At 34.1% G+C, this 17,339-nt stretch carries 7 protein-coding genes; all 7 read right to left on the bottom strand.

Annotation, left to right across the window (positions count from 1 at the left end):
• Nucleotides 1-57: 57 nt before the first annotated feature.
• The 7 genes from U0D62_RS20560 to U0D62_RS20590 all read right to left on the bottom strand — a co-directional run bounded on the left by U0D62_RS20560 (nt 58) and on the right by U0D62_RS20590 (nt 17,280).
• Entirely contained in the window at nt 58-1,125 is a 1,068-nt protein-coding gene (locus U0D62_RS20560) for a T9SS type A sorting domain-containing protein (protein ID WP_322289230.1), read from the bottom strand.
• Nucleotides 1,126-1,170: 45 nt separating this feature from the next.
• The gene (locus U0D62_RS20565; protein WP_322289231.1) at nt 1,171-7,437 is read right to left on the bottom strand and encodes a hypothetical protein; all 6,267 of its coding nucleotides are present in this window, start codon (nt 7,435-7,437) and stop codon (nt 1,171-1,173) included.
• Between the two features lie 70 nt (nt 7,438-7,507).
• The gene (locus U0D62_RS20570; RefSeq protein WP_322289232.1) at nt 7,508-7,762 is read right to left on the bottom strand and encodes a hypothetical protein; all 255 of its coding nucleotides are present in this window, start codon (nt 7,760-7,762) and stop codon (nt 7,508-7,510) included.
• A 359-nt stretch (nt 7,763-8,121) separates the two neighbouring features.
• A complete protein-coding gene (locus U0D62_RS20575; protein ID WP_322289233.1) occupies nt 8,122-8,277 on the bottom strand; it encodes a hypothetical protein in 156 nt (51 codons plus the stop codon).
• Nucleotides 8,278-8,376: 99 nt separating this feature from the next.
• Nucleotides 8,377-10,038: a tetratricopeptide repeat protein gene (locus U0D62_RS20580; protein ID WP_322289234.1), complete on the bottom strand. Its 1,662-nt coding sequence runs from the start codon at nt 10,036-10,038 to the stop codon at nt 8,377-8,379.
• A 32-nt stretch (nt 10,039-10,070) separates the two neighbouring features.
• Nucleotides 10,071-11,711: a tetratricopeptide repeat protein gene (locus tag U0D62_RS20585; RefSeq protein ID WP_322289235.1), complete on the bottom strand. Its 1,641-nt coding sequence runs from the start codon at nt 11,709-11,711 to the stop codon at nt 10,071-10,073.
• Between the two features lie 211 nt (nt 11,712-11,922).
• Nucleotides 11,923-17,280, bottom strand: a complete 5,358-nt coding sequence (locus U0D62_RS20590) for a BspA family leucine-rich repeat surface protein (RefSeq protein ID WP_322289236.1) — start codon at nt 17,278-17,280, stop codon at nt 11,923-11,925.
• Nucleotides 17,281-17,339: the final 59 nt, after the last annotated feature.

A 17,339-nucleotide genomic window follows, 5' to 3' on the forward strand; every position in this document is an offset into this window, starting at 1 on the left:
CTACGACCCCTTAACTTCGCAGAACTACTTTTGCAAAAAATGTAAGTGTATTTCGATTTAGTTTTTTACCATCTTAATGGTTTTATAAGAATTTCCGGATGTGATTTTCACAAAATATACTCCACTAGCTAATTCAGGTATAGCAATACTTTTTGAATCATCAATTACAACTTGTTTTACCTGATGACCATTGATTGTATAAATAATGACTTCTGTTTCTTCTGAAACTCCTAAGATCTGGAAATCACTGTTGGTTGGATTAGGTGTAAGCGTTATCTTTTCCAGTTCTCGATCTTCTGTACTTAATACTGCTACTACATTCACAGTTCTAGTAATTTCTGTAGCTACATTTCCCACTATATCTGTAGCATTATATGTAATGGTATAGGAACCTACAGCATCCGTAAAACCTGAACTATCAATAGTTACCTGAGCCCCATCATCTGTAGTAGCTCCCAATTCTGCATATCCCGATCCAATAATGATCTCCTGCGGATTATCTCCGGTAAGGGTAATCACTGGTGCTGTAGTATCTGGTGAGTTTGATGAATCAAAAGTATCATTAAGTAATTGCGTTCCCGGTTCTCCGCTACAATCAGATAATCCTCCTGCTACTGGACCACAAGCGGAATAAAACTGATCCAGATAAACTGTCCCTGTCTCAAAGGCAATCATTGGGTCTTCATTTACATCGATAAACTTCATACGAGTATGGAGTAATACTTTGGGGGTACTGGTAACATTATTAACTGTTATAGACCCTGAACCTAATCCCTGTTGGAATCCTAATGAAACTCGTGATGTTGTATTGTCATTTTTAATAAAGTCTTTATAAGCTTTGAAACCTCCATATTCTTCTGCAAGAATAGAACCCACTGGTTGTGAATAATCAAAATTATTGCTGGTACTAACATTGCTTCCAAAAGCAGCAGTGTTATAGGTCAAATATAATTGTCCTGAGCCCAGCTTAAAATCAACTGTACTTTGGATCATTACATCTACATCATAGTAATCATCTATACCATCATTGGTAATCTGGGCATTGGCAAAAGTAAATGTAAGGTCTTGCCCCATTACATTTGCATATCCCAACAGGATCAGTGTTAAAAATAGTATTCGTTTCATGGGTATGTATATTGTTTTTCTATAAGTATTCATCAGAAGTAGGTTTTAAAATTGTTGTCCTTTTCCAAGGTTAGGATTCATGATATTATTGATATCTGTATTCTGAATTTGACCGTTCATATCGAGATCAGCATTGTTATATCCTGAGCTACCTAATTTTTGGATCACTTCGTTAACATCCGAATTCTGAACCTGACCATTACCATCATAGTCTCCTCCAATCATTGCAAAAATTCCATTCCCCAAGTCAACTACAGCATTGGCTCCTCCTAATACTGAAGTATTGTCATTGCTTAGGTTTACAGACGTAGTTGTATTTGACAAAGAAATAGTATTTGCGGATCGTATTGCCAGGTGATTACGATGATTAATAACGACATAATACTTTTTGGTCGGCACCTCAAAAGTAAGAGGAGTTATACGATCGTCGGCAACATCTACAATATCTCCATCGCGTTGCAGAACAGCAGATTTTCCGGCAACAATGATGGTGAGATCGTTAGCATCTCTCAATTCTACCCAAATCCAGTCTACCATAGAATTAGCTCCGACATCATCAGTTCTTACTGACTCACTAATCATTGCTCCATCACCATAAGGAGAAGTAGAGCCATAAGCTCCTGAATCTGCTCTTAAGTCATCTCTCATCCAATTTTCTTCTCCTGTAATCGGATTTAGCATGGCTCCCTGTAAAAAGACTTTTGGTGCTATCACCGCCTGGTTACAAGAAATTTCATTAAAACTAACAGTACCGTCAACATTAGTCCAATTGGACGTACTATAAGCCTGGTCATCTACCAGGATACAATATAAACTAGAATTGTTTGTAGCATTAAACGTATTGATATTGGTATTTGCACCACTCTGGATATTTAATGTTTCTAAATCATTATTATTACAGGTAAGGTTTTTTAATACGGTATTAGCACTTACATCCAAACTTGTCAGATTGTTACCTTCTAATAGTATATCTTCTAATAGCGTATTATTACTTACATCAATATTTGTAAGCTGATTCCCAAAAAAGTCGATTGTAGTTAGTTTCGTATTGTTACTTAGATCAATAGCTCCAAGATCATTATCATACATCCCTAGTTGAACCAATTCGGTGTTGTTGGATACATCAATACTTGAGATTGAATTACCATTGGCGTACAAGTTTTTTAATAAAGTATTAGATGATACATTTAATGTGGAAAGCCCGGCGAATTGGCAATCTAATGTAACTAAGTTTATATTGTTACTTACATCTATAGTTCCAAGATTGTTGTCTGAAACGGTAAGACTGGTAAGTGCTATAAAATCTTCTATTCCAGTTACATCTGTAATTGCTTTATTATTGACATTTAAAGTAGTAATACCTTCAATCAATACTGTTGGTACTTGACCATCATTTGAAATATCATCATATCCTAACGCTTCTAATTCAGCTTCGAAATTTGTATCAGGAATCGCGGTGTATTTACAATACGTATCACTAAAGTTAGTAGTAAGATCAATACTTGTCCAATTTGTTGTACTGTAAGTTTCATCATCTACCAATATACAGCTTAGATTTGGATTGTCCTCCACTCTGAAGGTGCCCACATTGGTATTGTTTCCATTTTTTACATTTAAATAACTTAAACTTGTATCATGTGCAAATAGGTTTTGTAATGCAGTTTGATTATTTAAATCTAAGGTTTCAATTCCCGTATCATTTACACGTAAATTTATAATATTAGGATTGTTACTCAAATCTAATTCAGTAACACTTGTACCATTTACACGAAGTTCTTCTAAGACAGGATTGTTGGATACATCAATTGCAGTAAGTGCTGAGTTATATGATTGTAACACTTCCAGGTTGGGATGATTACTAAGATCTAACGAAGCAATATTTGTACTGTAGGTTCTTAATTGCTCTAAAAGAACATTGTTACTAATATCTATACTTGTTAATCCGCTGTTTACTTGTAAACTTAATAATTCTAAAGCTGTGTTGTTTGATACATCTAGTGTGGTAAGATTATTAGCCCCTAGATTTACACTTTTTAACACAGTATTATTGGATATATCAATAGAAGGCAAATTATTGTTATTTGCAGTTAATGTCTCTAATAATGTATTTTGACTAACATCTAATGTAGTCAAATTATTTCCTCTACAGTTTAGGCTTATCAATGCTATAAAATCCTCTATTCCTGTTAAATCGTTAATCCCAATATCATTTACATTTAGACTGGATACAACTTCTATCAATGCGGTAGGTACTTGTCCATCTGCAGAAATATCATCGTACCCCAATGCTTCTAATCTGGCTTCAAAAATAGTATCTGGTATTGAGGTATATCGACAATATGCTGTAGACGTAAAACTAGTATGTATATCCACAGTCCAATTAGCTGTGGCAAAAGAAACATCATCTACCGGAATACAACTTAAATTAGGACTATTGGTTGTTTCAAAATCTGAGATGTTATTGTTGTTTCCATTTCTGATATCTACATAAGTTAATACATCTGAGTCATTTAAATATACTTCTTCTAATAGTATTAAAGTACTCAGGTCTAAAACCGTTAATTGAGTAGTATATTCTCCTTCAATATAAGTCAACTTAGTATTATTACTTACATCTAGAGTTGTTAACGGAGTAGAAGAAAATGAAAAACTTTCTAATAAAGTGTTATTGGTCAAATCAATCGTAGTAATGTTATTTGAATCAATATTAAGATCCTTCAATAGTGTGCTATTTGTAACGTCCAGGCTATTAATATCGCTACCAGAAACATCCAAATCCAACAATAAAATACTACTTGTTACATCCAATGAACTTAGGGAATTCCCTCTGAGATTTAACTCTTCTAAGTTGGTAAGTCCAGTAACAGTAATTGAGGATATATCATTATTACTTAGATCTACATCTTTTAATTGTAGGTTATTAGAAAGATCTATTACAGTTAAATCACTTCCAGAACAATTTAGTGTTTCAAGCGAAACAAAGTCCTCAATTCCGGTTAAATCTGCTACTGTATTAGCCGCGTTATAGGGAATGTATAAGTAAGTTACATTTTCAATCAAAGTAGTAGGTACCTGACCATCTCCAGAAATATCATCATACCCTAAATCCTCTAATCTTGCTTCAAAACTGGAATCAGGTATAGCAGTATAACGACAATAGGTATTACTAAAACTTGTAGAACCATCAATATTTGTCCAATTGGTGGTACTCCAGGCTACATCATCCACCGAAATACAGGTCAATGATGTATTTCCGGAGGCATCAAAATCTGCCGTTACAATAGCTGTATTATTCCCATTTCTTACATCTAAATCTATTAAGTTATTATTGCTACAATCCAAACGAGTTAAAACAGGGTTGTTGGTAACATCAATAACATCTATATTATTATCCGAAACCCTTAATTGCCTTAGGACAGCATTATTTGAAACATCAATAGCTGAAACATTATTTCTTTCAAGTGCGAGTACTTCCAGTAAAGTATTTTGAGAAATATCTAAGTTATTTAAAGCACAATCTTGCAGATATAACTGTTCCAAACTATTATTATTTGTAAGGTCTAAACTAGTTAAGTTAGTACAGGTACGCAGGTTGATTGTTTCAAGAAGAGGGTTATTGGATACATCTATAGTTGCAAATAAATTATCTCTTAAGTTTATAAATGTTAGATTGGTATTTTGACTTAAATCTATAGAGGCTAATTGATTATATCTTCCTTCAATACTATTCAAATTTGTATTTGCTCCTAAAGTTAAAGTGGATACATTATTATTATCAAAAATCAATGTTTGAAGATTGGTATTATTACTAACATCTAAACTACTCAATGAATTGTCTTCACAGCCTAAAGATACTAAGGCAATAAAATTTTCAATACCTGTCAGGTCTGCAATAGATTGATTACTTACATCCAATGTAGTTACTACCTCTATTAAAGCTGTTGGTACCTGCCCATCATTAGAAATATCATCATATCCTAACGCGTTCAAAGCAGCTTCAAAATTAGTATCCGGAATTGCAGTATATTCACAATACGTACTACTAAACGAAGTTGCTCCATCAATGTTCGTCCAATTTGTAGTACTGTAGGCAACATCATCTACAATAATGCAGCTTATAGGAGTATTAGCGGTATTAAAGTTGGTAACACTTGTATTGAATCCATTTTTAATATTTAAATCCACCAATGAGTTCAAATCATTGGCTATCAATGATGTTAAATTTACATTTGAAGACAAGTCCAATGATGATATGTCCGTATAGGCAATGTCCAAAGTACCTAAGTTTACATTAGAACTTACATCAAGTGAAGTAATATCTGAATCCCATAAATCTAAAAAACTCAAATTGGTGTTGGCACTTGTATCCACAGTTAATAGGTCGCAACTGGTACAGGCAAAACGAGTTAATGCTGTATTATTGGATATATCAATACTTGTTCCTCTATATTGTCTTAATCTAAAATCTTCAAGCGCTGTGTTATTACTTACATCAATGGTATTAAAAATATTACCATTTGCAGCCCAAAGTGTTCTGAGGTTTATAAGGTTTGAAACATCCAGCGATGTTAAATTATTATACTGTAAACGCAATACTTCAAGAGCAACAAAATCATTTATTCCTGTTAAATCTGCAATACCCTGGTTTGAAACATCCAGACTTGTGACCACCTCTATTAATCTTGTTGGAACTTTTCCATCACCAGAGATATCATCATAACCAAGCATCTCTAAAGCAGCTTCAAAGTTAGTATCCGGAATAGTCGTATAATCAATAGAGATCTCAAAACTTCCCAGGCTCATTGGGCAAGAAGCATCAAATTGTACCCAAACATCATAGTTAGCAGCTCCAAGACCGGTTATCTCTGCATTTCCTAAATTATCATTAAAAGTATATGGATAAGTATTACCTCCATCAATACTAAAATGTATCTCAGTTTCGGTTGCTTCATCATCAAAACTTACTTTTAGGATTCCGTCATTGATAGTAGGGTGTGTCCCCACTGATTCAGTTACTGAAGCGACTGGTTGTACATTATTATTGAGTTGTATAAAGTACGTAGAACCAGAATTAGATGGACTATCGGCTTCATTTTGACCTATCAGTAATGTTGGAAAAGATACCGCCACTGCCCTATTAGAAAATTCATCCCAACCTCCGCCAGAAGTTATTTTACTTATTTGCGTCCAAGTATTCGTACCATCATCTTTAAATATATAAACAGCATCTGTATTCATAGCACCATTTCCAAAAGTTCCTACATATAGAAAACCGTCTTCTAAAGCTACATCGGTACCAAAACGCTGATCGTTATAACTGTCCTTATCATCATTTTGGATCATCACTCTATTGGTATCTAAATAATCTCCATTACTATCAACCTTATATACATAAACTCTCCCTTGATCAGCTTCGGGTGTCGAAGAAGTCTCAAAATTGTAGGCACCAATAGCTAGGTAATCCCCTTGTACACTTATTGCGCTACCAAAATACTCTGTGGTTTCTGTACCTCTTAATCTGTGTGTACGTGACCAAGATCCATCATTTGCTTGATCCCATATCTGTACGGATCCTGCAGATGCATTACCGACAGAAGAATAATCTTGCGGTCCTCCAACATATGCACGTCCATCTTTTACTAAAACATCATATCCAAATCTTGCGCCATCATAGTTCGATTGCACCTGTGGCTCTAGTTTTGTTTCGGTATATGTAAAAGTATTGGTACCATCGTTTTCATATAAATACGCACAACCACCGGTACAACCATTTCTAGCTCCAACTAGAACTAAATCCCCTTCTATAGAAACCGATTCTCCAAAACGATATCCTGTAGCCCCATCACTTGGTTCAAAAATGGCAACTTCTGTCCAAATACTACTGCCATCATATTCAAATAAATATGCTGCTCCTGTATCTACTCCTCCGGCATTTAATTGGGACCGAGCTCCTACTACCAGATAATTCCCTTCCAGTGCAACTGCCGATCCAAAATTATCTCCTGCAAATCCGTCACTAGCAGTCAAGATAGTTTGTTGTGTCCAGTTTCCTGATCCGTCGTTTATAAAAACGTATACCTTTCCTGCAGCCGCTCCATTACTGCGTGAAGCTACTGCCGCAATATTACCATCAATAGCAACACGTTCACCAAATCGATAACTATTGGCAGCATCACTGGCTTTTGTTTCACTAGCTCCTACGCCAGAAACAGTAACAGTTCCTGAGAATTTACTTTGATCAAAAGGACATTCTGTCTGTCCATAACTATATTTTATAACTAAAGTTATTATTAAAAGTAGTTTTCTTTTCATATTGATTAATTTGTATCCAATTTTTGCTTCTTTATTCTTTTAAATAAGAATTGCTTTTCTATAGATGTATCTAAGCAGTATGAGTATCCGCCAGAAACAACTCTTTTAATTGTTCAATATCAAAAGCATCGCAGTTCGCACGGGATCTCAATGATTTGTTTGAAAATCCTTGTTTTTTACTTTGATTAAATAATTCCTTGATGATTTGTTGTTGTTCTGTTATAATTTCGAATAACAACAAAACATCTTGAGACCTGTTTTTCAAAATTTTAGGTTGATATTTCAACATCCTTGATTGTCTTTTTGAGAATATATTTTTAAACATTTTATAAAGATTTTAGTTTTTAATTTTCACAATAAGGTCCTACCCCATCAGATTATAGTCTGATGAATCGAATCACATATAGCGTGTAATAGCTATACTTCTCTTTATGTTAGTTGATAAATAGTGTGAAAGAAGCTCTCAATTCATACATTGAGCGCCTTATCACATTGAATAATTAGGTAGGTTATAAGTACGTATGTATGATATCGAATGTATTCCTGGATTTATTCGTTTCTCTTTTTCTGTTATTTAGGAAGTTTATCTCCATAAGCAAAGGGGTTTTTAGGTTTAGTTATCAATACGTTACACAAGTAATGTGTTGATTGAGGTTTGGGTTTATATTTATTTTCTAAAAGGGCCTACTGTTCTAATTCTCTAAGTTCTTTTTCAATACTTTCTAATACACGTAATCTATATTCCAGTTTTTCTTTTGTATCTATTATCTTCTGAATCTTTCTATCCTTATTTTTCTTTTCTTTTTTAACTCGGGAAAATTCTTTTAAAAAGTAAAACATAGTTACCAGATATTTATACCGCTAAATAACTAATGAAATTTGAATAAATAAAGAAATATAGGGGTGCAAAGAAGGGTGCAAATCAAATAAAATAATGATTTACAAGTGTTTAACATAATCATCCAATGATTGATCCGCTGTTAATTGAAGTTTCTTTTTTAGTCGGAACCGCGTAGATTTGATGGCGCTTAAACTGGTTTTTCGTAGCTGTGCAATCTCATTTCTGGATAACCCCAGTTTAATAAATGAGCATATTTCAATATCGGTTTTGGTAAGATTTACATGCTTTTCCTGAAGTCTCTGCAGGAATTCACTATTGAGTATTTCTATATTTTTTTTGAGTACTTTGAGCTTATCATCTTCTAGTTTGTCTGTTGCAAGTTCTGAAATTATACCCTCCAAAGAAAGCCCCTCTGCTTCATCGGATAGCTTGCTCAACTCCTTGGTTAGTTTTTCTTTAGTTTGAAGATGAATTATGGTTTCCTCTCTTAGTTTTGTGATTTCTTCATTTTCACTAGTAACTTCGGAACTTAGTTTATCAATTTTATTGGTTAAAGAAGCTTCTCTTATTTGATTCTTTTTCTTTCTTTTTTTAAGATATACAGAACCAGAATATATAATAAAAGTACTTACTAATACTGTTGAGATAAGCAAGGTAAGATACCATCGCTGTTTTAACTCTTCATTTTCAGCCTGGATGATCATTCTCTTCTTTTCCTCTGTATTCCGGATGCTATCCGTCAGCATTTGTTTTGCGAATTTGTATTTCAACTCTATAGCATGAAGTTCTTTTACTCTTTTGTTATCATATACATCTTCATCAATTTTGGTAAATGTCCTGTAATCGTCTAAAGCTAATTCAAAATTATTTAGACTCTTATAGATCTTACTTCTAACATGATATGCGTTTCTTAATTTTAATTTGGCATTGTCTTTTTTTCCTGTCTCAATAGCTTTATTAGCGTGTATTAATCCTTTGTCATATTGTTTCAAGCCTAAATAAGTGTTTGATAGGTTGATATGAGTTGAAATAACAGATAATTTCTTGTTTATTGATTTTACATATTCCAAATACTCCAGCTGTATGGGCAATGCTTCTTCATACCTTCCTATATACGAAAGATGAGCAGCCTTATTTCCTAAAACTTGCTTTGCTCCTTCTTCAAAACCTCCTTTTTTAAAGGAAGAAAGTGCTTTATCAAAATAATAAAAGACAGAATCGGACTGATTCTTTTTCTCATAACAAACAGCCATCATTCCATAATTGTTCCCCAATCCGATTGATCTATTGTTTTTTTGATTGATTACAATAGCTTTTTTAAAGTTGGCTATCGATTTATCCCAATCATTCTGAAACCTATATATCATTGCAATATTATGATAGTTGGATCCCAACTCCAGAGAATCTTTGGTTTCTAAAAGGATCTTTTGTGCTGCCAGGTAATCCTTGAGAGCTAATGTAAAATCAGAATTTCTTCGATTTGCTATACCCGACATATTAAAAGCTCTTGCTTTTTGGGTTCGAACGTCATAGTCAACATTCTCAAGTATCTTAAAGATCTGCGAGGTATATAGTTTTACTTTATTATAGTCTCTACGTTTTTGATAATCTGCTAACTTTAATAATACTTCTACTCGTGAGGAATCTGTTGTAGCATTTTTTAAATTCGTTTCAAGGCGTATCAAAGTCGTATCCACTTTCTGAGAAAATGAAAACAAACAATTAAAGACTATGATATAAAATAAACTTCCGAATTTCATACGTTTACAATATTCTTTTAAGGTAAACCACTTCACAAATTTTTAATATAGGAATCCAACGATTCTTCCTGAGATAATTCTAACTTCTTTTTTAATCGAAAACGCGTAGATTTAATAGCATCCAAACTTGTTTTTCGAAGGTTAGATATCTCTTTTCTTGACAATCCAAGCTTGATAAATGAGCAAACTTCGATATCCGTTTTGGTAAGTGAAGGATGCTTTATTCTAAGTCGTTTCACAAATTCATAATTCAGCGTCTCAATATTCTTTTTAAGTAATATCAGTTTAGTGTCTTCTAATTTATCTGCTTTTAGTTCTGCAATGATACTTTTTAAAGAAATCCCTTCTTCCTGATCTGATAATTTACTGAGATCCTCCGCTATTTTTTCTTTAGTTCTCAAATGAATCAATGTCTCCTTCATCAAATCGGTCACTTCTTCCTTTTTAAGAGAAACTTCTGTATGTAATTCTTCAATTTGTGAAGTCAATGTTGTTTCTCTTAGTTGATTCTGTTTCCATACTTTTCTAAAATATCGTATCCCATAATAAAGTATCAATACAGTTAGAAACAAGGTGATCAATAAAAGTGTGAAATACCACTTTCTCTTTAACTCCTGATTTTCTGCAATCGTCGAAATTCGTTTCTTTTCCTCCGCAAATTGAATACTATCTTTCAACTTTTGTTGTTCAAATTCATACTGAAGCTCAATCTCCCTGATCTCCTTTGCTTTTTGCAGGTTAAACACACTATCGTTAGCTTTAGCATATTTTCGATAATACTCTAAAGCATCTTCAAACTGTTTCATTTTAAAATAAGAAAGGCTTTTTCTTTTATAAGACACTGCCAACCGCCTTCCCATTTTTTCTTTTATAGCAATCGCAATAGATTGATCTACATGAGATATCGCCTTGTTGAATTTTCCTAAATTGTTGTAAGTACCTGCCAGGTTATAATTGGCTGTAGCCGTAGATTCCTTTATTTCCTTCTTTTCTACGTACGCCAAATATTCTAGTTGCAGGTCAAGCGCTTCAGTATGTTTATTTTGTATATTAAGTATTTGAGATTTATTAGCAATTGCACGGTATTTTCCTTCTTCGTATCCCGCTTGCTCATACTTTTGATAGGCTTCTTCCAAAAAATAAGAGGCTGAATCTATTTTACCAATTCTTCTATATGAACCGCCAATAGCATTATAGTTATCTCCGATCTTTTTGGGAATTCCTAAGGACTCATTAATAGCAATTGCTTTTTTAAAGACATTGATCGATTTCCTGTATTCTTTTTGATATTTAAATACGTTGCCAATATTATGATAGTTTGAAGATAGGTTTAAAGAATCATTATACTCCAAAAAAATCTTTTGCGCATCCAGGTAGTATTTCATTGCTTTGCCATACTGAGCTCTTTTTCGATATAATATTCCCAGCTGTTGAAATAGTTCTGCTCGTTGTCGGTTAATGTCGTATCCCAAATTTGCTTTTTTCAGGATTTCCTGTATTTGATTCGCATAGGTTTCAACCTTATTAAAGTCTCTTCGTAATTGATATACTCCCAGGTTTAACAATGCTTCTACTCTTAAAGAATCTGTATTGGATTTTTTCAACCTTTCTTCAAGAGAAACCAATGTGGTATCTTTTTCTTGTGAGAAAGAACCCGAAGAGATACAAATCATTATATATAAAAATAACCTACCAAGCTTCATTATGAAATCGAATATACATAAAGGTATTTATTTTAAAATGAAAAATATGGGTATATCTATTCTAATTACTATATAAAAAAACCATCCACAAATAGTGGATGGTTTGCTTTTGCAAGATTGATATTGCTACGACCCCTTAACTTCGTAGAACCCCTTTGCAAAAAAGTACGTAAATCCTTATCTAATTTTTTATCAGTTTAAAAGTTTTATCAGATCTACCGGAAATTACCTTTACAAAATATATTCCGCTAGTTAGTTCTCTAATATCTATACGATTTACTTTTGTAACTGAAATCTGTTTTAACCTGACCCCATTGATCGTATATATGTTTACATCAACGCTATCAGAAAGACCAGAAATCTGAACATAATCATTTGCAGGATTAGGTGTAATAATCACCTGATCTAACTCTCGGTCTTCTACACTCAATACAAGAACCACATTTACAGTTCTGGTAACCTCTGTTGCCACATTACCTGCAGCATCTGTTGCATTATAATAAATGGTATATGTTCCTTCTACATCCATAAACTCAGAGTCATCAATGATAACATGAGATCCATCATCAGTTGTTGCTCCTAACTCAGTATAACCATCCCCCAATACAATCTCTTGTGGGTTGTCTCCTATTAGAGTAATCATAGGAGGAGTATTATCACAGTTTAACCCTCCATCATTAATGTCCCAATTATAAGGAGCACTGGTTAGGGTATTTCTTGCTGCTTCTGCCAAACAATAGGTAGCGTTTGCTCTTAAATCTATATCCGCAGGAATTTGTATTTCTCCAGCTTCTATGGTTGCCCAACCAATTAAAGTAGCATCATAATTTGCTTGAGACATTCCTGCACCGATAAACATTTCATCCATAAATCTAACATTACTAATATCCCATCCTCCAAGATTTTGATCAAAATTTGATGCTCCTTCAAACATATCTTCCAAGTCTTCAACATTACTCATATTCCAACCACTTAGGTCTTGATTGAAAGCCGTAGCATTTTTAAACATACTAATCATATACTCAACAGTTCCAATGGTCCAAATACCAATAGGCTGATCAAATGCAGCTGCCCCTTCAAACATCGATTCGAAGTTCTCAACCTTACTTACATCCCAGTTGGAAAGATTCTGGTTGAAAGTAGTTGCATTTTCAAAAACATAGCTACAGTCTTTTAAGTTATTGAATGTCCACCCACTGATATCCTCATTAAAAAGGGTACAATAAGCAAACATATCATCAATACGTTCTACGTCAGAAACATCCCAAGTTCCTATGTTATCTTTAAGGTCTTCAAAATTGGTACACTTTCTAAACATATCTTCCAAAGAAGTTAGCTGAGAAAAATCAGGATTATCATCCGCATTTAATTTGAGATTAGGACAGTCTTCGAAACCACTTACCATTGAAATCCATTGCTGAGTGCCCCATTGTTCAATTGTTTGCAACCTAGGTTTAATTGATGTTCCTGCATTGTCAAAATACGGCTGAGGAAAATCTCCATAAATTTTTACAGTATAGGTTCCAGCAGTAGCATATTCGTGGTTTGCAGTGTTGGTTTGGTTAAAAGACAAAGTCCCATCTCCCCAATCCACATGATAATCATAAGAAACGCTAGATCGCGTAGGTATTCTGATAGATTGATTATCCGCAGTAGTTTGCCAGGTAGTAATAAAAGCGTCCGTAGCCTGACACCCTAATCCTGCATCGGTAATATTCCAATTATAAGGAGCACTGGTTAATACATTTCTAGCTGTTTCACCTAAACAATAGGTTATCCCCATTGCTCCTAGGCTCATACCAGTTGGTATTTGTGTTTCTCCAGCGTCTAAAGTTGCCCAGCCAATTAAGGTAGCATCATAATTACTGGTAGACATTCCTGCGTTATTTAGCAAGCCAGAAATACTTATAGAACTACCTATATTACTAAGATCCCAGTTTCCTAAATCTTGATCAAAAGAAGTAGCTCCATTGAACATATTCTGTAATATCGTTGCTGAAGTTAGGCCCCAATTATTCAAAGGTTGATTAAAGGATGTTGCATTTCGAAACATGTTTGCAAAACTTTTTACTTTGCTTACATCCCAATTATTAATATCATGGTTAAACGAAGAACTGTTGAATGCACTACCCAAAAATTCCACGGTTCCTGTATTCCAATTACCTATTTCTCCTCCATTATCAATAAAAGAAGTTGTATTTTGAAATATAAAGGTCATTGTTGTTACCAAACTCAAGTCAGGAATATCAAGAGCATTTAGTACTAATTTTGTACAACCATAAAATGCAGCTGACATAGAGGCCCATTGCTGTGTCCCCCATTGTTCTATCGCAAGGATTTTATCTTTGTCTCCAGTATTATTAAAATAAATGCTTGGAAATTTTCCAGTTATTTTTACTTCATAATTACCCGCTGTTGTGTAGCTGTGCGTTGCATCACCTGTAAATGCAACCTCAATGGTACCATCACCCCAATCCACTATATAATCATATCCTGTGCCATTTGTAGGGATGGTAATACTTTCATTATCAGCTATCGTTTGCCAAGTAGTAATAAACGCATCTCCCGGACAAGCATTTCCTAAGTCATTGATTATCCAATTATAAGGTGCACTGGTTAACGTAGTTACCGCATCGACACTTAAACAGTGTGCTATATCAGCATTTAACGTCAAATCAACAGGAATTGTAGTTTCTCCAGCTTCTAATGTGGCCCATCTGATCAATGTATTATCATAGTTCTCCTGAGACATTCCAGAACCTCTAAAAAAATTATTTAAAGCTTCTACTTTACTTATATCCCAAGCAGAAAGGTCTTGATCAAAGGAGATTGCTCCATCAAACATATTTCTAATATCATAGGTATTGCTCAAATCCCAAGTACTCAAATCTTGATTAAATGCAGTAGCATCTCTAAACATTGCTTCCAAATAATCTACCGTACCCAACGTCCAACTTCCTATGGGTTGATTAAATGAAGTAGCACCCTGAAACATTTCTGTAAACTCAGTTACTTTACTGACATCCCAATTAGCGATATTTTGATTAAATGAAGTCGCATCTTGAAAAGTATCATTAACATTATCCAAAACGGTGAATGTCCATCCACCTATGTTTTCATTAAAAATAGTACACGCTTGAAACATCCCAGAAATGGTCTCAATAGGGGTCATATCCCAATTTCCAATAGTGTCTTTCAAGTCTTCAAAAGCAGAACAATCTCTAAACATTCTTCGCATACTAGTAACTTGAGATAGGTCAGGTATATCATCAGCGTTCAATTTAAGGTTACTACAACCTTCAAAAGCATCAGACATGCTGGTCCATTGCTGCACTCCCCATTGCTCAATAGTCAATATCTTAGATCCATTTGAAGAGTTTCCATTAAAATAGATTCTTGGGAAATCTCCTGTAATCTGCACAGTATATGTTCCAGTAGTAGCATATTCATGGGTGGCATTGCCAGTAAATCCATTTTCAATAGTTCCATCTCCCCAATCTACTATATAATTATATCCAGAACCATTCGTTGGTATAGTAATACTTTCATTAGTAGTAGTAGTTTGCCATGTAGTAATAAAGAAATCTTCAGGGCAAGAATTTCCTAAGTCATTAATAGTCCAGTTATAAGGAGCACTTGTTAACATATTTCTAGCTGCTTCTGACAAACAATAAAAAGTATCTGCATCCAACTTGACATTGGTGGGAATTTGTATTTCTCCACTTTCTAATGTAGCCCAACCAATCAGCGTAGCATCATAATTTGTTTGAGACATTGCAGAACCGGTAAGCATACCATCCATGGAATCTCTATCTGTATTGCTGATATCCCAGTTTCCAAGGTTTTGATCAAAAGTGGATGCATTTAGAAACATAAAATCAAAAAATTGAGCCAACGCTGTATTCCACATTCCAATAGGTTGATTAAAAGCTGTTGCTCCATCAAACATATTAGTTAGATCATTGGCTTTCTCAGTATTCCAATTATTTAGTGGTTGATTAAATGAAGTATTATTTTTAAACATACTAGAAAAATCCTCTACCTTACTTACATCCCAATCATTGATATTTTCATTGAAAGCTGATCCTTCAAAAAGACCAGTCATACTAGTTACAGTGCTAACATCCCAATTATTCATTTCGCCACCATTATCCACAAATGATGAAGTACTTTCAAACATCCTATCCATAAACTGAATCTGGCTCAAATCTGGAGTATCCATTGCATTCAAAACCAAATTAGTACAACCTTCAAAAGCTCCATTAGCTTCTGAAAGTTGTAGGCTTCCCCATTGTTCTATGCTAACTAACTTTTCTTTGTCTACAGATGGAGCATCAAAGTCAAATCTTGGAAAATCTCCATAAATACGAACCGTTAACATTCCAATATTTTCAGCATAAAACAATTGAACTGCATCACTGGTCACGTAAAAAATCTCCCCATTTGATAAACTAAGCGTATACTCATATCCATTTCCTGAAGTTGGCATAGTGAATCTATTTTCGCTAGTAAGATCCCAGGTCATCACAAATACATCACTTTCATTGCAGCCAGGGCCGCTATCCGTTATTTGCCATCCATGATCATTGGTTAATTTTTCTATAATATCTCCTGCCAGACAATATTGACTGCTACCCGCATCAAAGGTGATATTATTTGGACGCGTATCATTCACATTTCGTTCTAAAAACCAGCCTGAAAGTGTTTGATCATAATTCTGTGTAGATAACCCTGCATTAGTATACATTCCTGTCATATCGGTAACAGAATTTATAGTAAAAGATCCTAAATTCTGATCGAAACTTGTAGCACCATTGAACATATTTTTCAAAGAAACCACATCAGGTGTATACCAAAATAAAGGTTGGTTAAAAGCAACAGCATCTCTAAACATGCCTTCAAAGGTTTTTGCTTTAAAAGGGTTACCTAGTGATTGATTGAACACCTTTGCACCCCTAAACATTTCTGAAAAATCTTCTGCTACATTAAAACTCCAGGAAATTAAAGAAGTATTAAACTTGTCAGTATTCATAAACATCTGACCAAAATCTATTATAGTACTTACATTCCAGATTGGGAGGGTTTCCTGTATATCTACCAAATTCGTAGCCCCCTTAAACATAGCTCTTAAAATAGTACTGTTTGTTAAATCAGGAGTATCACTAGCATCAATAGTTAAATTTGTACACCCATAAAATGCCGATTCCATACTAGCCCACTCAATAGCACCCCATTGATTAACGCTAATAATCTTGTCTTTATCTCCTAAGTTGTTAAAATAAATTCTCGGGAAATCTCCAGTTATTTCTACGGTATAGGTATCTGCAGTGGCATACATATGCGTAGCATCACCAGTAATAGTGTTTTCTATCGTACCATCGCCCCAATCTACTGTATAGTTATAGCCATTCCCTGTTGTAGGGATGGTAATACTTTCATTGGCTGTAGTGGTTTGCCAGGTAGTGATAAATTCGTTTTGCGCATTAGAAAAGTTGACAAAACTGATAATAAAAAAAATCGAAATGTAAATTTGTTTCATCCGTAAAAAGTATAAGGGGTTTTTATAATTTTAATGTAGTTTTAAACTTGGTTATGTTA

This window comes from Aquimarina callyspongiae (genome assembly GCF_034322225.1).
In the GTDB taxonomy this organism is placed as follows: domain Bacteria; phylum Bacteroidota; class Bacteroidia; order Flavobacteriales; family Flavobacteriaceae; genus Aquimarina.